22 protein-coding genes are annotated in these 20,529 nt (G+C 62.7%); 19 read left to right on the top strand and 3 right to left on the bottom strand.

The window, feature by feature from the left end; translation table 11 throughout:
* Positions 1-18 precede the first annotated feature (18 nt).
* From CD932_RS09990 to tatC, 19 genes are all read left to right on the top strand, one after another.
* Positions 19-366 carry a lipid asymmetry maintenance protein MlaB gene (locus CD932_RS09990; protein WP_094442506.1) on the top strand — a complete coding sequence of 116 codons (348 nt, stop codon included), beginning with the start codon at positions 19-21 and terminating at the stop codon, positions 364-366.
* Between the two features lie 199 nt (positions 367-565).
* The gene (locus CD932_RS09980) at positions 566-1,483 is read left to right on the top strand and encodes an ABC transporter ATP-binding protein (RefSeq protein ID WP_094442504.1); all 918 of its coding nucleotides are present in this window, start codon (positions 566-568) and stop codon (positions 1,481-1,483) included.
* Positions 1,480-2,241 (top strand): ABC transporter permease, encoded by a 762-nt coding sequence (locus CD932_RS09975; protein ID WP_094442503.1) that lies wholly within the window; start codon positions 1,480-1,482, stop codon positions 2,239-2,241. The genes CD932_RS09980 and CD932_RS09975 overlap by 4 nt, the downstream gene beginning before the upstream one ends.
* 49 nt (positions 2,242-2,290) lie before the next feature.
* Positions 2,291-2,527 (top strand): BolA family protein, encoded by a 237-nt coding sequence (locus CD932_RS09970; protein ID WP_094442502.1) that lies wholly within the window; start codon positions 2,291-2,293, stop codon positions 2,525-2,527.
* 3 nt (positions 2,528-2,530) lie between these two features.
* Positions 2,531-3,781 (top strand): UDP-N-acetylglucosamine 1-carboxyvinyltransferase, encoded by a 1,251-nt coding sequence (gene murA, locus CD932_RS09965; RefSeq protein WP_094442501.1) that lies wholly within the window; start codon positions 2,531-2,533, stop codon positions 3,779-3,781.
* A gap of 13 nt (positions 3,782-3,794) precedes the next feature.
* A complete protein-coding gene (gene hisG / locus CD932_RS09960; RefSeq protein WP_094442500.1) occupies positions 3,795-4,460 on the top strand; it encodes an ATP phosphoribosyltransferase in 666 nt (221 codons plus the stop codon).
* A 25-nt stretch (positions 4,461-4,485) separates the two neighbouring features.
* Complete coding sequence (hisD, locus tag CD932_RS09955; protein WP_094442499.1) at positions 4,486-5,808, top strand: histidinol dehydrogenase; 1,323 nt, start codon at positions 4,486-4,488, stop codon at positions 5,806-5,808.
* On the top strand, positions 5,805-6,686 hold the full coding sequence (locus CD932_RS09950; protein ID WP_094442498.1) for a site-specific DNA-methyltransferase: 882 nt from the start codon (positions 5,805-5,807) through the stop codon (positions 6,684-6,686). Before hisD ends, CD932_RS09950 begins: the two co-directional genes overlap by 4 nt.
* Before the next feature lie 30 nt (positions 6,687-6,716).
* Positions 6,717-7,805, top strand: a complete 1,089-nt coding sequence (gene hisC / locus CD932_RS09945) for a histidinol-phosphate transaminase (protein WP_094442497.1) — start codon at positions 6,717-6,719, stop codon at positions 7,803-7,805.
* Positions 7,806-7,825: 20 nt separating this feature from the next.
* Entirely contained in the window at positions 7,826-8,416 is a 591-nt protein-coding gene (hisB, locus tag CD932_RS09940; protein WP_094442496.1) for an imidazoleglycerol-phosphate dehydratase HisB, read from the top strand.
* A 46-nt stretch (positions 8,417-8,462) separates the two neighbouring features.
* Entirely contained in the window at positions 8,463-9,101 is a 639-nt protein-coding gene (hisH, locus tag CD932_RS09935) for an imidazole glycerol phosphate synthase subunit HisH (protein WP_094442495.1), read from the top strand.
* 60 nt (positions 9,102-9,161) lie between these two features.
* Positions 9,162-9,950: a 1-(5-phosphoribosyl)-5-[(5-phosphoribosylamino)methylideneamino]imidazole-4-carboxamide isomerase gene (gene hisA / locus CD932_RS09930; RefSeq protein WP_094442494.1), complete on the top strand. Its 789-nt coding sequence runs from the start codon at positions 9,162-9,164 to the stop codon at positions 9,948-9,950.
* Positions 9,951-10,009: 59 nt separating this feature from the next.
* The gene (gene hisF / locus CD932_RS09925; protein ID WP_094442493.1) at positions 10,010-10,771 is read left to right on the top strand and encodes an imidazole glycerol phosphate synthase subunit HisF; all 762 of its coding nucleotides are present in this window, start codon (positions 10,010-10,012) and stop codon (positions 10,769-10,771) included.
* A 30-nt stretch (positions 10,772-10,801) separates the two neighbouring features.
* Positions 10,802-11,224, top strand: coding sequence for a phosphoribosyl-AMP cyclohydrolase (gene hisI, locus CD932_RS09920; protein ID WP_065306564.1), 423 nt, complete (start codon positions 10,802-10,804; stop codon positions 11,222-11,224).
* Positions 11,221-11,592: a phosphoribosyl-ATP diphosphatase gene (locus CD932_RS09915; RefSeq protein WP_094442492.1), complete on the top strand. Its 372-nt coding sequence runs from the start codon at positions 11,221-11,223 to the stop codon at positions 11,590-11,592. Before hisI ends, CD932_RS09915 begins: the two co-directional genes overlap by 4 nt.
* Positions 11,593-11,608: 16 nt before the next feature.
* Positions 11,609-11,980, top strand: a complete 372-nt coding sequence (locus CD932_RS09910; RefSeq protein ID WP_094442491.1) for a histidine triad nucleotide-binding protein — start codon at positions 11,609-11,611, stop codon at positions 11,978-11,980.
* 82 nt (positions 11,981-12,062) lie between these two features.
* A complete protein-coding gene (gene tatA / locus CD932_RS09905) occupies positions 12,063-12,299 on the top strand; it encodes a Sec-independent protein translocase subunit TatA (RefSeq protein WP_094442490.1) in 237 nt (78 codons plus the stop codon).
* 48 nt (positions 12,300-12,347) lie between these two features.
* Positions 12,348-12,881: a Sec-independent protein translocase protein TatB gene (gene tatB / locus CD932_RS09900; protein WP_094442489.1), complete on the top strand. Its 534-nt coding sequence runs from the start codon at positions 12,348-12,350 to the stop codon at positions 12,879-12,881.
* Entirely contained in the window at positions 12,878-13,633 is a 756-nt protein-coding gene (gene tatC, locus CD932_RS09895) for a twin-arginine translocase subunit TatC (protein WP_094442488.1), read from the top strand. Before tatB ends, tatC begins: the two co-directional genes overlap by 4 nt.
* A gap of 139 nt (positions 13,634-13,772) precedes the next feature.
* Here the strand turns inward: tatC and CD932_RS09890 are convergent, their stop codons facing one another.
* The 3 genes from CD932_RS09890 to CD932_RS09880 all read right to left on the bottom strand — a co-directional run bounded on the left by CD932_RS09890 (position 13,773) and on the right by CD932_RS09880 (position 20,514).
* Positions 13,773-15,614: a DUF885 domain-containing protein gene (locus CD932_RS09890; RefSeq protein ID WP_094443566.1), complete on the bottom strand. Its 1,842-nt coding sequence runs from the start codon at positions 15,612-15,614 to the stop codon at positions 13,773-13,775.
* 162 nt (positions 15,615-15,776) lie between these two features.
* Positions 15,777-16,271: a hypothetical protein gene (locus CD932_RS09885; protein ID WP_094442487.1), complete on the bottom strand. Its 495-nt coding sequence runs from the start codon at positions 16,269-16,271 to the stop codon at positions 15,777-15,779.
* Positions 16,272-16,335: 64 nt separating this feature from the next.
* Positions 16,336-20,514 (bottom strand): DEAD/DEAH box helicase, encoded by a 4,179-nt coding sequence (locus tag CD932_RS09880; RefSeq protein WP_094442486.1) that lies wholly within the window; start codon positions 20,512-20,514, stop codon positions 16,336-16,338.
* Between the last annotated feature and the right edge of the window lie 15 nt (positions 20,515-20,529).

Below are 20,529 nucleotides of genomic sequence, written 5' to 3'. Positions count from 1 at the left end.
ATCCAGTTCAGCCACGCCATGCCAGATCCTCTTGACACCTTGCAGTCCCTGACGTCATTGACCGTGCACAACGCCACCTCGGCGTTGGAGCAGGGTCTGGCCGCGATCCGCTCGGGCCAGACCAGGTTTGACCTGCGCAACGTCAAGGCCGTCGATTCGGCGGCCGTGTCGGTCATGCTGACGTGGCAGCGCGCGGCGCAGGAAGCGGGCGCCGTGCTGGAGCTGAACCACCTGCCGACCAATCTGAAAAACCTGACCAAACTGTATGGCGTGTGCTCGCTCGTGTCGAGCAGCCTGACCGCAGACGACTGTGGCACTGCCGGCGCGCACGCCGCGCGCAGCCCGTCCGACCTGCATCATCATTGATCCTGTCCCACTCCCCGCATCAGCAGTAGTCGTCAAGCCGGTGGTGCAGCAGCTCCGCCGGACTGATCCCCAAGTGTTCCACGAATTTTCCAACTATAATTGACTGTTGCGCCACCTTCAACAGAAAGACGGCGCCCGGCACCGGCTTGTCGGCCTGAGTTTTCCCGGCAAGCGGCGCATCACACCAGAACACAAGCACATGACCGCAATTCAAATCACGAATGTCGAAAAGAGCTATAAATCGCTCAAAGCGCTGGGCGGCGTCTCGCTGGCGATCGAGGAGGGCGAGTTTTTCGGCCTGCTCGGCCCTAACGGCGCGGGCAAGACCACCCTGATTTCCATTATCGCCGGCCTGATCCGGCCTGATAGCGGCAGCGTCACCATCCAGGGCCACGACGTGGTCACGGACTTCCGCAATGCCCGCCGCAGCGTCGGCGTGGTGCCGCAGGAACTGGTATTCGATCCCTTCTTCACGGTGCGCGAAACCTTGCGCCTGCAGTCCGGCTACTTCGGCTTGCCGAACAACGACAAGTGGATCGACGAGGTGATGGAAAACCTCGACCTGACCGGCAAGGCCGACACCAATATGCGCGCGCTGTCGGGCGGCATGAAGCGGCGCGTGCTGGTGGCCCAGGCACTGGTGCACAAGCCACCCGTGATCGTGCTCGACGAGCCGACCGCCGGCGTCGACGTTGAACTGCGCCAGACGTTATGGAAATTCATCTCGCGCCTGAACCGCGAAGGCGGCCACACGGTGGTGCTGACCACCCACTACCTGGAAGAGGCGCAGGCGATGTGCCAGCGCGTGGCCATGCTCAAAAGCGGCAAGGTGGTGGCGCTCGACACCATGTCGGCCCTGATCCGCCGCATCGCTGGCTCGCAGTTGCAGGTGCACCTGAAGCACGGCAGCCTGCCGGCCGATTTGCAGCATCTGCTGCTGCATCCTGCGCAGCCGCACGCGCCGAACAAGTTCAGCTTGCGCGTCAACGAATACAGCGAAGTCGAAAACATTCTCGCGCGCCTGCGCCAGTCGGGCGCCGAGATCGATGAAATGCAATTGCAACAAGCTGACCTGGAAGATATCTTCTTGCAGATCATGGATAAAGGTACCGTATGATGTCGTCAGGCTTTCGCACCCTCGTCTATAAAGAAACCCTGCGCTTCTGGAAAGTGGCGACGCAAACCGTGGCCGCCCCCGTACTGACCTCGATGCTGTACCTGCTGGTGTTCGGCCATGTGCTCGATGGCCGCGTGGAACCGAGCCCTGGCGTCACCTATACCGCCTTCCTGATTCCCGGCCTGGTGATGATGAGCGTGCTGCAAAACGCGTTCGCCAATTCCTCGTCCTCGCTGATCCAGTCCAAGATCACCGGCAACCTGGTGTTCGTGCTGCTGACGCCTTTGTCGCACTGGGAAATCTTTTCGGCGTATGTACTCGCTTCGGTCGCGCGCGGCCTGGCCGTGGGCCTGGGCGTGTTTGCCATTACCTGCTGGTTCGCCGACCTGGCGTTCGTGGCGCCCTTGTGGATCGTCGTGTTTGCCTTGCTGGGCGCCGCCATGCTGGGTACCATGGGCCTGATCGCCGGTATCTGGGCCGAGAAATTCGACCAGCTGGCCGCGTTCCAGAACTTTTTGATCATGCCGGCCACGTTCTTGTCGGGCGTGTTCTATTCGATCCATTCGCTGCCTGCGTTCTGGCAGACGGTATCGCACCTGAACCCCTTCTTCTACATGATCGACGGCTTTCGCTACGGTTTCTTCGGCACCTCCGACGTCAGCCCCTGGCTGAGCCTGTCGATAGTCGGCGGCTTCCTGGTGATCCTGTCGCTGGCCTCGATCCGCCTGCTGAAAAGCGGCTACAGATTACGACACTAATTGGCGCCACTGAAACCATATCACCCCATTCAATATCCAAGGACTTATCGTGACCACTACTCCAGAACTGATCCACGGCTACCTGCAAGCCGGTCTCGAATGCACCCACCTCGAAGTGGAGGGCGACGGCCAGCACTTCCAGGCCATCATCGTCTCGCCCGCGTTTGCCGGCAAGCGCCTGATACAGCGCCACCAGATCGTCTACGCGGCGCTGGGCGACCGCATGCGTGAAGAAATCCACGCGCTGTCGATGAAAACCCTGACACCTGAAGAATACCAAGGATAAGCGATGGACAAGCTCCTGATCAACGGCGGCAACCGCCTGAACGGCGATATCGCCATCTCCGGCGCCAAGAACGCCGCCCTGCCCATCCTGTGCGCGGGTCTGTTGACCGCCGGCGACCTGGAGCTGAGCAACGTGCCGCACCTGCACGATGTCGCCACCATGCTCAAATTGCTGAGCCAGACGGGGCTGAAAGTACAGCAGGACGGCGACCGCGTGGTCCTCAACGGCAGCGCCATCACGACTCTGGAAGCGCCGTATGACCTGGTGAAAACCATGCGCGCCTCGATCCTGGTGCTGGGACCCATGCTGGCGCGTTTCGGCGAAGCGAAAGTGTCGCTGCCGGGCGGCTGCGCCATCGGTTCGCGTCCGGTCGACCAGCATATCAAGGGCCTGGAAGCCTTGGGCGCCGAGATCCGCATCGAGGCCGGCTATATCTACGCCAAGTGCGCCAAGTTGAAGGGCGCGCGCATCGTCACCGACATGATCACCGTCACGGGCACCGAAAACCTGCTGATGGCGGCCACCCTGGCGCACGGCGAGACCATCCTGGAAAACGCCGCCTGCGAGCCGGAAGTGACGGACCTGGCCAACCTGCTGGTGGCGATGGGCGCGAAGATCGACGGCATCGGCACCAGCCGCCTGGTGATCCAGGGCGTGGCCGAGCTGCATGGCGCGGCGCATGCCGTGATACCTGATCGTATCGAAACGGGCACCTTTTTGTGCGCTGTGGCCGCTACCGGCGGCGACATCACCTTGCGCAATGTGCGCACCGACATCCTCGACGCGGCGCTCGACAAACTGCGCGCGATGGGCCTGACGATGACCTTTGGCGCCGACTGGATCCGTGCCGAAATGTCGGCCCGCCCGAATCCGGTGAGTTTCCGCACCACCGAATATCCGGGTTTCCCGACCGACATGCAGGCGCAGTTCATGGCCGTCAACACGCTCGCCAATGGCGCCAGCCGCGTCACCGAAACGATCTTTGAAAACCGCTACATGCACGTGCAGGAGATGAACCGCCTGGGCGCCGACATCACCATCGAAGGCAATACGGCCATCATCGCCGGCGTCAAGCATCTGCGCGGCGCGCCCGTGATGGCGACCGATCTGCGCGCCTCGGCGTCGCTGGTGATCGCGGCCCTGGCCGCCGACGGCGAAACCCTGATCGACCGCATCTATCACCTCGACCGCGGCTACGATCGCATGGAAGTCAAATTGTCGGCGGTCGGCGCGAACATCGTGCGCATCAAATAAAGAAGGCAAGAACATGAATGGTTTGAACAAGGACTCGCAACTGATCCTGGCGCTGTCGAAGGGCCGCATTTTCGACGACACCATGCCGCTGCTGGAAGCGGCCGGCATCCGCGTGCTGGAAAATCCGGAAACCTCGCGCAAGCTGATTTTGCCGACCAACGACCCGAACGTGCGCGTCATTATCGTGCGCGCCAGCGACGTGCCGACCTATGTGCAGTATGGCGCGGCCGACTTCGGCGTAGCTGGCAAGGACGTGCTGCTCGAACATGGCGGCGAAGGCCTGTACCAGCCGATCGACCTCAATATCGCCGCCTGCCGGATGTCGGTGGCGGTGCAGGCCGGTTTCGACTACGAAAAGGCGGTGCACCAGGGTGCGCGCTTGCGCGTGGCCACCAAGTTCGTGCACACGGCGCGCGAGCACTTTGCCGCCAAGGGCGTGCACGTCGACCTGATCAAGCTGTATGGCTCGATGGAGCTGGCGCCGCTGGTCGGCCTGTCCGACGCCATCGTCGACCTGGTCAGCACCGGCAGCACTTTGCGCGCGAACAACCTGGTGGAAGTGGAACACATCATGGAAATCTCGTCGCGCCTGGTGGTCAACCAGGCGGCCCTGAAACTCAAGCGCGCGCGCCTGCAGCCGATCATCGAGGCGTTTGAACGCGCGTCACAGTCCAAGTAATCACGCAGACAAGCAGGAATCCATCATGCCGATACAGATACGCAAGCTCGATTCAAGCCAGGATGGCTTTCAACAGTCGCTCGATACGCTGCTGGCGTTCGAAGCGGGTACCGATGAAGCGATTGAAACGTCGGTCACCAAAATCCTGGCCGATGTGAAAACGCGCGGCGACGCCGCCGTGCTGGAATACACCAACCGTTTCGACCGCATCCCGCATGGCGGCGCGGCGGAAATGGCGGCCTTTGACATCTCGCAAGCCGAACTGCGCTCGGCCCTGAACGGCCTGCCGTCGGCCCAGCGCGAAGCGCTGCAGGTCGCCGCACAGCGCATCCGCGTCTTCCACGAGCGCCAGCGCGACGAGCTGAAAGGTTTTACCTACACCGAACCCGACGGCACGGTGCTGGGCCAGAAGATCACCCCGCTCGACCGCGTCGGCATTTATGTGCCGGGTGGCAAGGCCGCCTATCCGTCGTCGGTGCTGATGAATGCGATTCCTGCACACGTGGCGGGCGTGGCCGAGATCATCATGGTGGTGCCGACCCCGGACGGCATCAAGAACCAGATGGTGCTGGCCGCCGCCGCCATCGCTGGCGTGACGCGCGTGATCACCATCGGCGGCGCGCAGGCCGTTGCCGCCCTGGCCTACGGCACGCGCACCATCGCCGCCGTCGACAAGATCGTCGGCCCCGGCAACGCCTATGTGGCCGCCGCCAAGCGCCGCGTATTCGGCATCGTCGGCATCGACATGATCGCCGGGCCGTCCGAAATCCTGGTGCTGTGCGACGGCAGCACCGATCCGGACTGGGTGGCGATGGATCTGTTTTCGCAGGCCGAGCACGACGAACTGGCGCAGGCGATTTTGCTGTGCCCCGATGCCGCCTATATCGCGCGCGTCGAGGAAAGCATCGCCAGGCTGCTGCCGACCATGCCGCGCCAGGCCACCATCAGCACCTCGCTGGCCGACCGTGGCGCCCTGATCAAGGTGCGCGACATGGAAGAGGCGTGCGCCATCGCCAACCGCATCGCCGCAGAGCACCTGGAAATTTCGGCGGAACATCCGCAGCAGTGGGCCGATAAAATCCGCCATGCGGGCGCCATGTTCCTCGGCCGCTTTTCGTCCGAGTCGCTGGGCGACTATTGCTGCGGCCCCAACCACGTGTTGCCGACCTCGCGCACGGCGCGCTTCTCCTCGCCGCTGGGCGTGTACGACTTCCAGAAGCGCTCGTCGATCATTCATGTGAGCGAAGCCGGCGCGCAAACCCTGGGCCGGGTGGCCGCCACCCTGGCCTATGGCGAAGGCTTGCAGGCGCACGCGCGCAGCGCCGAACTGCGCTTGAAACCGCAATGACGCCGGCGCCGCCAGCGCAGGACTGGATCAACCGGGTCTGGTGCGAAGACGCGCTGGCCGGGCTGGCGCGCATTCCCGATGGCGCGGTCGACCTGATCCTGACCGATCCGCCATACAACCTGGGCAAGGATTACGGCAACGCCTCGGACCAGCAGACGGTGGCTGACTACCTGCGCTGGACCGAGCAGTGGATCGATGCGGCGTTGCCCAAGCTCAAGGCCAACGGCAGCCTGTATATTTTCACCACCTGGCGCTTTTCGCCGGAGATCTTCGTCATGCTCAAACAGCGCATGGCGATGATGAATGAAATCATCTGGGACCGCCGCGTGCCGTCGATGGGCGGCAGCGTGCGCAGCTTTTCATCGGTGCACGACACGATCGGCTTTTTTGTGAAGCGCAAGGACTATTATTTCGACCTCGACGCGGTGCGCATCGCCTACGACGCGGCGACAAAAAAGGCCCGTTCGCGTTCGATCTTCATCGGCGCCAAATGGCTGGAAGTGGGCTACAACCCGAAGGACTTGTGGAGCGTGTCGCGCCTGCACAAGGAGCATCCGGAGCGGGCCGACCACCCGACCCAGAAGCCGTTGGAAATCATCGAGCGCATGGTCAAGGCGTCGTGCCCGCCCGGCGGCGTGGTGCTCGACCTGTTCATGGGCAGCGGCACCACGGCGCTGGCGGCCAGGCGCTGCGGACGCGATTTTGTCGGTTTCGAACTGAACCCCGATTACTGCGCCATCATCGAACAGCGGCTGGCGGCGCAGGAACAGGATGCGCCGGTGCCGCAGAAAAAGAAAGCCGTCAGCAAGCCGGCCGCCAAAAAGCCTGCAGCCAGGAAAACCCGCCGCGCCGCCGTGCCCGAAGACGCCGCCGTTTAAATTGTCATTCATGTCAGGAGTGTTTGCAGCATGTCTTTTCTCGATCAGTTAATCCAGAACACGGTACGCCCTGACGTGCGCGCCATCGGCACCTACCATGTGCCCGACGCCAGCGGCTACGTCAAACTCGATGCGATGGAAAACCCGTATCTGCTGCCCCAGCATTTGCGCGACGAGCTGGGCGTGCGCCTGGCCGACGCCGTGCTGAACCGCTATCCGCCGTCATACGCCAGCCTGAAGGCCGCCGTGTGCGCCAAGCTGGGCGTGCCCGCCGGTTATGACGTGATCCTGGGCAATGGCTCCGATGAACTGATCTCGCTGCTGGCGATGGCCTGCGCCAGCCAGCAGCGGCGCGCCGTGCTGCTCGCGCCCGTACCTGGCTTCGTGATGTATGCGCGCTCGGCCCAGTTTGCCGGCATGGACTTCGTCGGCGTGCCGCTCAACGACGATTTCACCCTGGACATGGACGCCATGCTGGCAGCCATCGCGCAGCACCGGCCGGCGCTGGTGTTCCTGGCGTACCCGAACAATCCGACCGGCAACCTGTTTGCCAGCGCCGACATCGAGCGCATTCTCGCCGCCCTGGGCGAGTCGGGCATTGCCGTGCTCGATGAAGCCTACGAGCCGTTCGCGCAACAAAGTTTCATGCGGCGCCTGCCGGACCATGAAAACCTGGTGGTGATGCGCACCGTGTCGAAGCTGGGCCTGGCCGGTATCCGCCTGGGCTATATGTCGGCCGCGCCAGCGCTGCTCGAGCAGATCGAGAAAGTGCGCCCACCGTACAACGTCAATGTGCTGACGCAGGTGGCGGCCGAATTCCTGCTCGAGCACCTCGACGTGCTCAATGCCCAGGCCGACTTGCTCAACAGCGCGCGCGATGCGCTGGCGGCACAGCTGGCGGCGCTGCCGGGCGTGACCGTGTTTCCTTCGAAGGCAAATTTTCTCTTGATTCGTGTGGCTGACGCCGACGATGTTTGCGCCAAACTGCTTGCCCACCGGGTTTTAATCAAAAATATGAGTAAAATGCATGCTGTGCTGGCCAACTGCCTGCGTGTCAGCGTCAGTACCCCCGAAGAAAATACCCTTTTTTACGATGCCTTCAAGGCATCCCTCGTTTAGCCTATCGCCAGAGTCCCTTCATGAACCGCACCGCAGACATCACGCGCAACACCAATGAGACGCAAGTTCGCGTCGTCATCAATCTCGACGGCACCGGCCAGCAAAAGCTGGACACGGGCGTGCCCTTCCTCGACCATATGCTGGACCAGATCGCCCGCCACGGCCTGATCGACCTCGATATCGCCGCGACGGGCGACGTGCATATCGACAACCACCATACGGTGGAAGATGTCGGCATCACCCTGGGCATGGCGGTGGCCAAGGCCATCGGCGACAAAAAGGGCATCCGCCGCTATGGCCACGCCTATGTGCCGCTGGACGAAGCGCTGTCGCGCGTGGTGCTCGATTTTTCGGGCCGCCCTGGTATCGAATACCATATTCCATTTACGCGCGCGATGATCGCCGGCTTTGACGTCGACCTGACGCTGGAATTTTTCCGCGGCTTCGTCAACCACGCGGGCGTGACCCTGCATATCGACAACTTGCGCGGTACCAATGCCCATCACCAGTGCGAAACCGTGTTCAAGGCCTTTGGCCGCGCACTGCGCATGGCGGCCGAACTCGACGAGCGCGCGGCCGGCATTATTCCGTCGACCAAGGGTAGCCTGTAAGCTGGTCCTGCGTCGTCTTCGTAGATTTTCAGAATGAATAAAACACATGAATAAAATTGTGGTGGTGGATTACGGCATGGGCAACCTGCGCTCGGTGGCGCAGGCGCTGCGCGCGGTGGCGCCGGAGGCGGACGTGCGCATTTCGGGCCTGGCGCAAGACATCGACAATGCCGACCGCATCGTGCTGCCAGGCCAGGGCGCGATGCCCGACTGCATGCGCAGCCTGCGCGAATCGGGCGTGATGGAAGCGCTGCTGCGCGCCGCTGGCAGCAAGCCCGTGCTGGGCGTGTGCATCGGCGAGCAGATGTTGTTCGACGGTAGCGAAGAGGGTGATGCGGCCGGCCTGGGCTTGTTGCCAGGCAAAGTCGTGCGCTTCCAGCTCGACGGCCAGCTGCAGGAAGACGGCTCGCGCTTCAAGGTGCCGCAGATGGGCTGGAACCAAGTCAAGCAAACGGCGTCACATGCCTTGTGGGACGGCATCGATGACGACGCCTATTTCTACTTCGTGCACAGCTATTTTGCTCAGCCTCAAGAGGCCGCGCACACGGTCGGCCAGACTATCTACGGCAAGCCGTTCGCGTGCGCCGTCGCCCGTGATAATATTTTCGCTACCCAGTTCCATCCTGAAAAAAGTGCTGCCGCCGGTTTGCAGCTTTACAAGAACTTCGTTCACTGGCAACCCTGATCCTTGAGCGTTGCTTTCCCAGAACCTTTTGCTTCTCACTCACCTTACACCACACAGACCATGCTGCTAATTCCCGCCATCGACCTGAAAGACGGTCACTGCGTACGCCTGAAACAAGGCGATATGGAACTTGCCACCGTATTTTCCGAAGACCCGGCCGAAATGGCCCGCCATTGGCTGATGCAAGGCGCGCGGCGGCTGCATCTGGTCGACCTGAACGGCGCGTTTGCCGGCAAACCGAAAAATGAAGGCGCCGTCAAGGCGATCCTGAAAGCCGTGCAAGATTTTGCAGTGGAAAACGACATCGAAGAAATCCCGGTGCAGCTGGGCGGCGGCATCCGCGACCTCGACACCATCGAGCGCTACCTCGACGCCGGCATCAGCTACATCATCATCGGCACGGCGGCCGTGAAAAGCCCGGGCTTTCTGCATGACGCCTGCGGCGCCTTCCCCGGCCATATCATCGTCGGCCTGGACGCCAAGGACGGCAAAGTGGCCACCGATGGCTGGAGCAAGATGTCGGGCCACGAGGTGATCGACCTGGCGAAAAAATTCGAAGCCTATGGCGTCGAATCGATTATTTATACCGACATCGGCCGCGACGGCATGATGGGCGGCATCAATATCGAGGCCACCGTCAAGCTGGCGCAAGCGGTCAAGATTCCCGTGATCGCCTCGGGCGGCCTGCACAACCTGGGCGATGTCGAAGCGCTGTGCGCGGTACAGGATGAAGGCATCGAAGGCGTGATCTGCGGCCGCTCGATCTACGAAGGCACGATCGACCTGGCCTCGGCGCAATTGCGCGCCGACGAGCTCAGCGGCGACATCGTCCCTGACACGGAAGCATAGGGCGGTACGGCCGGGGCGCCCACGCCCCGGTTTTCTTGTGGCGACAATCTGGATTAATCATGCTTGCAAAACGAATCATCCCCTGCCTGGACGTGACCAATGGCCGCGTCGTCAAGGGCGTCAATTTCACCGAACTGCGCGACGCGGGCGACCCGGTGGAAATCGCGCGCCGCTATGACGAGCAGGGCGCCGACGAAATCACTTTTCTCGACATCACGGCATCGAGCGACAACCGCGGCCTGATCTTCGACATCATCGAAGCGGTCGCCTCGCAAGTATTCATTCCGCTGACCGTCGGCGGTGGCGTGCGCGTGGTGGACGACGTGCGCCGCCTGCTCAACGCGGGCGCCGACAAGGTCAGCATCAACACCTCGGCCGTGACCAATCCGCAACTGGTGTACGAGGCGTCGCAAAAACATGGCTCGCAGTGTATCGTGGTGGCCATCGACGCCAAGCAGGTGGCGCCCGGTAAATGGGAGGTGTTTACCCACGGCGGGCGCAACGCCACCGGCCTCGATGCCTTCGAATGGGCCAGAAAAATGGAAAGCCTGGGCGCCGGTGAAATTTTGCTTACCAGCATGGACCGCGACGGCACCAGGATCGGTTTCGACCTGGGCCTGACGCGCGGCGTGTCCGACGCCGTCAGCATTCCCGTGATCGCCTCGGGCGGCGTGGGCGGCCTGCAGGACCTGGCCGACGGCATCAAGCTGGGCCGCGCCGATGCGGTGCTGGCCGCCAGCATCTTTCACTATGGCCAGCACACGGTACAGGAAGCCAAGCGTTTCATGGCGCAGCAGGGCATTCCGATGCGCCTGGTTTAAGAGGATAGAGATAACATGCAGAACGGAACTATGGTCGCAAGCAATGCAAAATGGCTGAAAAAGGTCAAATGGGACGAACACGGCCTGGTGCCGGTGATCGCCCAGGAAGCGGGCAGCAACGATGTGCTGATGTTCGCCTGGATGAACCGCGACGCGCTGGCGCGCACGGTGGAACTGGGCGAGGCCGTCTACTGGAGCCGTTCGCGCAAGAAATTGTGGCACAAGGGCGAGGAATCGGGCCACACGCAAAAGGTGCTGGAAATCCGCCTCGACTGCGATGAAGACGTGGTCTTGCTGAAGATCGAGCAGACCGGCGGCATCGCCTGCCATACGGGCCGCCACTCCTGCTTCTTCCAGAAGTTCGAAGGCGACGAAAAGACCGGCGAATGGCAGATCACCGAGCCGGTGCTGCAAGATCCTGTCACCATTTACCCGCAAGCGAAGAACAAATGAGTGAGACCCTGAAACGCCTGGCCGCCGTGATCGAATCGCGCAAGCTGGCCAATGGCGGCGACCCTGCCACGTCCTACGTGGCGCGCCTGTTTGCCAAGGGCGACGATGCGATCCTGAAAAAAATCGGCGAGGAAGCGACCGAAACCGTGATGGCCGCCAAGGATGCGCGGCGCGACAACGACCCGTCCAAGGTCTTGTACGAATGCGCCGACCTGTGGTTTCATAGCCTGGTGATGCTGGCCCAGTTCGACCTGACGCCGCAGCAGGTGCTCGACGAACTGGCGCGCCGCGAAGGCCTGTCCGGCCTGGAAGAAAAAGCCGCGCGCAAGGATGAACTGCGCGACGCCGGCGAAGCGGGCCAACCCTGACCACCCTGGAGAATCCGTGGATAACTGTATTTTCTGCAAAATTGCTGCAAAACAAATTCCGTCGACCATCGTGTATGAAGACGAGGACTTGCTGGCCTTCAAGGACATCAACCCGGCCGCCCCGGTGCATCTGCTGTTGATCCCGAAACGCCATGTGGCCAGCCTGTCCGAGTGCGACGACAGCCACACGGCAGTGCTGGGCAAGCTGCTGCGGCTGGCGCCGACACTGGCGGCCGAATTCGGCTGCGCCGTCAGTACCGATGCCGATGGCGTGCCGTCGGGCGGCTTCAAGACCCTGATCAACAGCGGTCCGGACGGCGGCCAGGAGGTCTATCACCTGCACTTGCATGTCTACGGCGGTCCTCGCCCGTGGCGCGGCCAGCACTGACTTTAGGCGGTGCACATCGTTCGCGTGTATACTATCGGCATTGGTTGACGCTACTCGGGCACTGTCCCGCAAGGAGAATGTGATGGGTTCATTGAGTATTTGGCACTGGTTGATCGTGCTGGTGATCGTGATGCTGGTCTTTGGCACCAAGAAACTGGGCAATATGGGTGGCGATATCGGCAAGGCCGTCAAGGGCTTCAAGGATGGCGTCAAGGGCGACGATGAGAAGCCGGCGGCGAACGCCCCTCCCGCGCCACCATCGCAAGTGGCCGACAAAGCCACGATCGACGTCGACACGAAAGAGAAAAGCAAGTTCTGATGGCGTGGCGGGGCTCGCGCCTTGCCCGTTTGACGTACTTGGACGCTTATGATCGATCTCGGTCTCTCTAAAATCGCCATCATTGGCGTGGTGGCGCTGATCGTCATCGGTCCTGAAAAGCTGCCGAAGGTGGCGCGCATGGCCGGCACCCTGTATGGCCGGGCGCAACGCTACCTGAACCAGGTGAAATCCGAAGTCACGCGTGAAATCGAACTCGAAGAGCTGAAAAACCTGCAGAAGGAAGTGCAGGAGGCGGCCCATTCGGTCAAGCAAAGCGTGGAGCAATCCATGCATGGCGTGCACAATTCGATTGCCGGCAACCTGGCCGAGGTGGAAAGCGCCTGGCGCGGCGATACCTGCGTGCACGAGCATGACGCACACGAAGCGATGCTGCGCGCCACCCAGGACGACCTGGCGCGCAAGGCGCGCGAGTTCCGCCGCAAGAAGCTGGTGCGCAATTCCGCCATACCCGGTTGGTACAAGCAGCGCCATGGCGGCAAGCAGCATGTGCAGTCGGCAGCGGCCCGCGTGGCGCGCTTCAGGCCGCGCAGCGCTGCTTCTCCTTCGTCTTTTTACTCATGAGTAGCAAACCGCCAGTGGAAGACACATTTATCTCGCATCTGGTCGAGCTGCGCGACCGCCTGGTCAAGGCGTCGATCGGCATCGCCGTGGTGTGCGCCGTGCTGTTTTACTGGCCCGGCCCCGCCCAGATTTACGACTTTATCGCCGCGCCGATGATCGCCTCGCTGCCGGTCGGCTCGAAAATGATCGCCACCGGCGTCATTTCGCCGTTCCTGGTGCCGATGAAGGTGACGCTGGTGCTGTCCATCATCGTCGCCCTGCCGTGGGTGCTGTACCAGATGTGGGCCTTTATTGCCCCCGGCCTGTATACGCATGAAAAGCGGCTGATCGCGCCGCTGGTGATTTCCTCGTCGCTGCTGTTCATGGCCGGCGTGGCCTTCTGTTATTTCTTCGTGTTCGGCCGCGTGTTTCACTTCATCAGCAACTTTTCACCGTCGTCGATCGCGGTGACGCCCGATATTGAAAACTATCTCGACTTCGTCATGTCGATGTGCCTGGCCTTCGGCGCCACCTTCGAAGTGCCGGTGGTGGTGGTGATCCTGGTGCGCATGGGCCTGGTCAGCATCGCCAAGCTCAAGGAAGTGCGCCCTTACGTGATCGTTGGCGCCTTCGTGATCGCCGCCATCGTCACGCCGCCCGACATCGTGAGCCAGTTCGCGCTGGCCGTACCGATGTGGCTGCTGTTCGAACTGGGCTTGCTGGTCGCGCCGATGTTTGTGCGGGCCACCCAGGCGCCGGAAGAAGCGTCCTAGACGTTTTTTTGTTTGCCATGCAAAAAAGCCGCTGGCTTCCCCGGGAAGCAGCGGCTTTTTTAATCCCTGCTCGAGTATTGTATCAGCGCAAACCAAAGCGCCCCCGGCGGGCGCCCTGCCTGATGCCGCACGGTGTGCCTTACTGCATCAATTCCCTGATCACCTTGACCGGAGCGCTGCCGTAGCTGAGGAATTGTTCATGGAAATCCTTCAGCACGAAGCGGCTACCCAGTGCCTGCTTGCGCTCCTCGCGCAAGTCCATGATTTCGCTGTAGCCGCTGAAATAGCTGGTCAGTTGCACCGAGCTCAACTGCACGCGGCGCCATTTTTCCGTCGCTTCGCGCCTGGTCTGGAAGGCCTGGCGCGTCAGCAGGTCGAGCGCCTGCGCTTCCGTCATGCCCAGCACATGCACGCTGTAATCGAGGATGGTGTTGGTGACGCTGCGCAAGTTCCACTTCGAGTACATCAGCCACATTTCCGCTTCGTTGTTGCCGTAGCCGGACTCGAGCATCATGCGCTCGCCATACACGGCCCAGCCTTCGACCATGGCGCCATTGCCGAAGATCGATTTGATCAGCGACGGCGACTTGTTGGCATAGACCAGCTGCGTGTAATGGCCGGGAATCGCTTCGTGAATATTAAGAATCTGCAAGATCCAGTGGTTGTACTCGCGCAAGCTGCTTTCCGCCTGTTCCGGCGTTTCGCCGTCGAGCGGCGTCACGTTGTAATAGGTGCGGTCCTGCGGGCGATACGGGCCCGGTGCTTCGATGCTGGCGCCGGCCACGCCGCGCTGGTAAGGCGGCGTTTCACGCACCACCAGCGGCTTTTTCGGATCCATCGTCAGCAGGTTGTGGCTGGTAACCCATTGCTGCAATTGCGGGATCTGGCGGCGGATTTCCGGCACGAAATCGGCGGGCGCCACATGGTTGCTGGACAGCTTGTCGATCACCATGCCGATCTTCTCGTTGCGGTCCTGCGGCCTGGCGACGTTGCCCATGGTCTTGCTCCACAGCTCGTCGGACAGGCTGTCCATCTGTGCAAGCAGCTTTTCGCGCGCCGCCAGTGCCTTCTGGTACATCTGTTCGGCGCTGACGCTGGCCTGGATATCGTAATTGAACTTCTGCTCGTACAGTTCCTTGCCGATGCGGAAGGAGCGTGCGCCGTTTTGCGCCAGCGCCGCATCCTGTTCCGTCAGCCACGCGGCGTAGCCTTGCACGGCCGTGCGGGCCGCCGTGACGCGCGCGTTATACAGCTGCTTTTCGGTCGGCGTCAGGATCGACGCCTGCGCCGCCTTGTTCAGGTCGTCGAGCACGGTCAGCACACCAGCGCTCTGGGCAATGGCCAGCTGCGTGTGTTCGCGCGTCGGGTTGACAATGCTGGCGCGCGCGGCCACATAGTATTGCGGCACGGTGGCGATACGCTTGAGCAGGGTGCGCAGGCGCTGCGGCTGCGAGGCGTATTCCGTATTGAGGATGAAGTCGATCGAACCGGCCACGTTGTACATGGCGGGATTCCACTCGAATTCGCGGAAGGTGGTCAGGTACCAGCGGTCCGATTGCAGCTTGTTGGTCAGCAGGGCCAGGTCGGTGCGCTGCTTGTCCGACATTTTGCTGCCGTCGAGTTTGCCGAATTTGTCCAGCCATTCGTCGATAAAGGCCAGCTGGCGCTGGCGGTTGGCGGCGTCGGGAATGGTCAGGTTGGCGGCGCCATCATATTTGCCAGCAGAAATGGCGCTTTCCGGATCGAGTTGCCACAGCTTGTTGAGGAATTGGCCGCTCAGGTAATTCATGGTGCGGTCGCGGCTGTTTTCACCGGCAATCGCGGTCGAGGCCGCCGCCGTGGCGGTGGCGCCGACCACGGCTTTTTTGGCGACCGCAGACTTGCTGGCCTTGCCATGTTTCTGCGGTTTTTTGGCCGCGCTGGCCGGCGACACGGTAAACGCCATCATCAAGGCTGCGAGCACAACTTTATTTCTTATCATCATGGGTATTCTCTTGTTTATTTGGTTATTTGCGATTATCGTTAAATAATAATCCGATAATATCGGTAACAAACAATGATTCGGTTCCTGACGGCCGTGGACGGCCCAAAGAGTAGCATCAAACGCCGCACCGCACAGTTTTTTGCGCCGCAGCCGCCGCTGTCAGACGACGAGGGCGTGGCCGCGCGTGATCTCCTGCCGGCGCGCATTGAGCGTTTCGACGGCCAGTTTGCCGTTTGCCATGCTGCTGGCATGGATCGCCGTCTGCTGCGTGGTGCGCCGGCTGATGCGTACCGTGTGGGCGCGCAACAGCCAGCTCCAGAAGGTGCTGTCGTACGCGGCCTGGCCCATGTCGCGCCAGGCGAGGCCCACCAGCTTTTTCTTCCACGGCAAGATGCCCGAGGCCAGCCAGACGCCGGTCTCGTCGTAATACAGCTGATGGCTGCGGATGGTCAGCAGGCGGTAGCCGACGATCAGCGCCGAGCCGATCAGCACGATCAAGGCGGCGCGCGCGTTGTACCTGAAGGCCAGCGGCAGGGCGGCGAAAAACAGCAGCACGGCAATGACGAAGGTGCCGGCATAGGCGGTCCAGGATTTTCCGCATAAAAAGACGGCGCGCGGGCCGCCGCTGTCGGGGAGGGCAAGAGGATCGGTCATGGGGCGTTCTCAAACAGGGAAAAAACATCATCGCATGGAATCTGCCTGCCGGTTCGCACCGCTCCTACTTTTTCATGCCTTCCTGCAGCATGCCCAGCATGTCCTGGGCCGACATGCGCGCGGCTGCATCGCTGCCTTCGAGCAAGCTGTCGGCCAGGTCGCGCTTGTGCTGGTGCAATTCGACTATGCCTTCCTCGATCGTGTGTTTTGCCACCAGCCGGTAAATCGTCACGGGGCGCAACTGGCCCATGCGGTGGGCGCGGTCCGAGGCCTGGTCTTCCACGGCCGGATTCCACCACGGGTCCATATGGATCACGTAGTCGGCCGCCGTCAGGTTGATGCCCATGCCGCCCGCCTTCAGGCTGATCAGGAACACCTCGCCGTCGCCGGCCTGGAAAGCGTCGACCCGGCGCTTGCGTTCCTGCATCGGGGTGCTACCGTCAAGATACTGGTAGTGCACGCCATGCTGCTCCAGGTGCTGGCGGATCAGGGTCAGGTGGTCGACGAACTGGCTGAACACCAGCACTTTGTGGCGGTTTTCCAGCAAGCCCGACAACAGCCCGGCAAACGCCGCCAGCTTGCTGCTGGCCAGTTTCAATTCCGGCGCCACCAGCTGCGGGTTACAGCAGGCGCGGCGCAACTTCATGATCTCGGCCAGGATCTGGATGGCTTTTTTCGACGCCGGCCCTTCCACCATCGCCAGCTTTTCCAGCGCTTCGCGGCGCAGCGACTCGTACAGCGCGGTTTCCTGCGGCGACAGCTGCACTTCCAGCACGATTTCCGTGCGCGGCGGCAATTCCGACAAGACTTGCGTCTTGGTGCGGCGCAGAATAAAAGGTGCGATCAGCCGGCGTAGCCGCAATCGGGCGCCGGCGGCGGCGCGCTGGTCCTGGTCTTTTTCGATCGGCCCGGCAAAGCGCAGGTTGAACTGGTCCAGCGTGCCCAGCAGCCCGGGGTTGATGAAGCGGAACAGATTCCACAATTCACCGAGGTGATTTTCCAGCGGCGTGCCGCTGGCCACCATGCGAAAGTCGCCTTGCAGCGCCATCACCGCCTGCGAGCGCTTGGTGGCGCCATTCTTGATCGCCTGCGCTTCATCGAGCACGATGGTATGCCAGCGCACGCCGGCAAACAGCGCCGCCTCCTGCTGCAGCAGGCCATAGCTGGTCACCACCAGGTCGAACGGCTGCAACTGGTCGAGCATGTCGGCGCGGTCGCCGCTGCCGAACAGTTTCAGCTTCAAGGTCGGCGCGAAGCGCTGCGCTTCGGACAGCCAGTTCATGCAGACGGACGTCGGCGCCACCACCAGCGTCGGGCCGTTCGGCGCGCGCGACAATATCAGCGCCAGCGCCTGCAACGTTTTGCCGAGCCCCATGTCGTCGGCCAGGCAGGCGCCCACGCCCCAGTTGGCCAGGCGCGCCAGCCACTCGAAGCCGGCCAGCTGGTAGTCGCGCAGGTCGGCCTGCAAGGTGCTCGGCAACTGCGGCGTAAAGTCGTCGAGCGCGCGCAGGCGCAGCAGGTGTTCGCGCCACAGTTTGTCGGCCTTGACGCCACCGGCGTCCATGGCCAGCTCTTCGAGCGCAAACGCGGCCAGCGGGTGGATGTGCACGCCGTCTTCGTGCACTTGGCCATAGGCAGCCAGTTCCGACAGGCGCCGGTGCAATTCGTCACTCAAGGCCAGAAACTGGTTGTCACCGAGCGCCACGAAACGGCTCTTGTTGTTTTGCATTAAATCGAGCAGGGCGCGCAGGTCCATCACCTGGTCTTCGTCGATCTGCACTTCGCCGCTGGCGGCAAACCAGTCCTTGTCGCTCTTGATATGGAGGCGCATCTGGCCGCTCGTGATGCGTTTGGAGACGCGCATCGATTCGCCCTCGGGCCAGGCCAGCACGATGCCGGTCGGATCGAGTTCCTGCAGCTCCACCAGCAGTTGCAAGGACAGCGACGGCTGGCCCAGCAGCCATTCGCCATGCTCTTCCTCGGCCTGTTCCAGTACCAGGCACTGCTTGACCAGCTGGCGCTGCGCTTCGCGCTCGGCGTTCAGGTCGCGCCGCGCCTGCACCGCGCGCCCGGCCACGTCGGCAAACACGCTTTCGGCGCCGCTGCCGGGGGCGTAATAGGCGCCGCTGTCGACCAGCGGGCGCACCAGGATCTGCATCTTGAGGCCCTGGTTATAGGGCAACAAATGCAGGTGCAGGCGCGGGTCGGCCGTGATCACTTCCGCGTGGGCCACGCCGCCGCCGATGTCCGACTGCACCGTGACGATGGACGAGATGGAGGCGATCGCCTGCAGCACCTGTTTTTCCGCATGCAGCGGCACCGACAGCCCCAGGCCGACGATGGCCGCGATGCGCCGGTGCTCGTCCTGGATATGCACCACGCGCAGGCGGGTCGGCGTTTCCTTCAGCACCACCACCTCGACCGCTGCCTCGGGCACGGGCGGTTGCAGGCCCAGCCACAGCTGGCCGTCGTGCGACTTGATCAGCAGTTCCGGCGCGCCGGCCAGCAATTCCACGCGCGTGTCGGGCGCATCGAGCCAGAACACCAGCGGGTGTCCCACCAGCAGCAGGGCTGCCTTGTCGGGCACGATTTCATGGCGCGGCGCCGATGAATAATATTGCTTGAACGGTAAAATACTGGCCGCCGCGCGCACGTCGTGCGGCGACAGGAATTCGAGCTCGTGCGCTTCTTCGGCCAGGCGCTTGAGGCTCATGGCGCGGCCCTTGCTCCAGCCGCCGCGCGCGTCGCGCTTCTGTTCGCGCACTTCCACCGCCGTCAGGCCATAGCGGGTGTCGAACGCCACCAGCCAGACCAGCCGCGACGCGCTGCCCGGTGCATCGCTGGGCGCGCCCGGTTGCAAATTGATCAGCGCGCTCAGCTGGCGTTGCCAGGCTTCCTGGCGTTCGAACCAGGGCGCCATGTCGGTCAATCCGTGTCTGGCGCGCAGGGCCGTGGCATGGCGTTCCTGGGCCGGCTTGCCCATCAGGCCCAGCAAGCCGGCCGCCTGCGCCGCGATCAGCTCGTAGCCTGCCGTATCGGCCTGGCTGATTAACGCTTCCAGTTGCGGCTGGCGCTCGGGCAGTTGCGGCAACGACAGCCAGTAGTACAGCAAGCCCTGGAACAACTGCGCCTGCAAGGCGGTTTCCCAGTGGCGCGTTTGCACCAGTTCGGCCTGCATCACGCCGGCGCGCACCAGGCGCAGCATGTGCAGCTGCTGGTAGACGGCACTGTCGTGGCTGGGCTGGACATGCACGGCGATATCGAGATAGGTCTCGGCCGTCTTCAGGTGTTTGGCGTCGCCGCTTTTCAGGAGCGCCAGCATGTACAGATGGCCGCTGATGCCTGCAAACAGTTGCTTGCGCTTGCCCGTTTCCTTGCGCAGCGCTTTCAGGGCCGCTTCAAAACCGGCCAGCGCCTGGGCATGCTCGCCGCGCAGCACGGCGATGGTGCTGTCGATAGACAGGGTCTGCGCGCCTTCCTGGCCGGCCAGGTAAGCGGCCGCCTGCTCCAGCTCGCCGCACAGGATGGCGTCCTCGGCCAGGGCGAAGGGCAAGGCAGGGGCGATCCGGTCGCCGACCGCCGTTTGCGCGGCGAAATGCGCGCGCGCACAGGCGCGGATGGCTGGCGCCGTGGCGGGCTCGCGCGGCGCGTTGGCCAGCAGCACGGCCAGGATCTCGTCCTGCAGCTGCGGCACGATAGTGGACAGCATTGCCGGCTCGAACGGCCGGCCGCAGATCTCGATCAGCGGATGCAGCTGCTGCGCTTCGTAGCAGGCCATGCAGGCGGCCAGCAGGCTTGCTACCTGGCTGCGCTCGTCATTGCGCAACAGCGCAATGCGCAAGCGCGCCACGCCTTGCCGGTAGCTGCGCAATTCGACATAGCCGTCCCAGTTGCGGCGCACCGGGTTGATGGTTTCGATGGCGTGGCACAGGTCGCGAAAGTGCAGGTGCTCGATCGCCTCGCGCATGGCCGGCCAGCGCAGTTTCGCTTCGCAGGCAAAGCCGCGCCCGACCACCTCGGTCGCCAGGGCCAGGCGCGAGAGCCGCTGCAGCATGCTGGTGACCGTGATCAGCTTGAAGGGCGTGCCGTCGGCTTCGACGATATGGGCGCGCTGCAAATGTTCATAGGCGGCCTGTTTGCCGACCGGTTCTCCAACGATGGCCAGCAAGGCCAAAATCATTTTTTCAGGTAGCGCCAGGGCGTCGAATTGTTCAAGCAACTCAAGCAAATGCGGGTCGTTCATGCGGCTTTTCGGGTT

Source organism: Janthinobacterium sp. PC23-8, from assembly GCF_002250505.1.
GTDB lineage: Bacteria > Pseudomonadota > Gammaproteobacteria > Burkholderiales > Burkholderiaceae_D > Janthinobacterium.
Note: the sequence above shows the minus strand (reverse complement) of the source record. Positions and strands in the feature narration are given on the sequence as shown.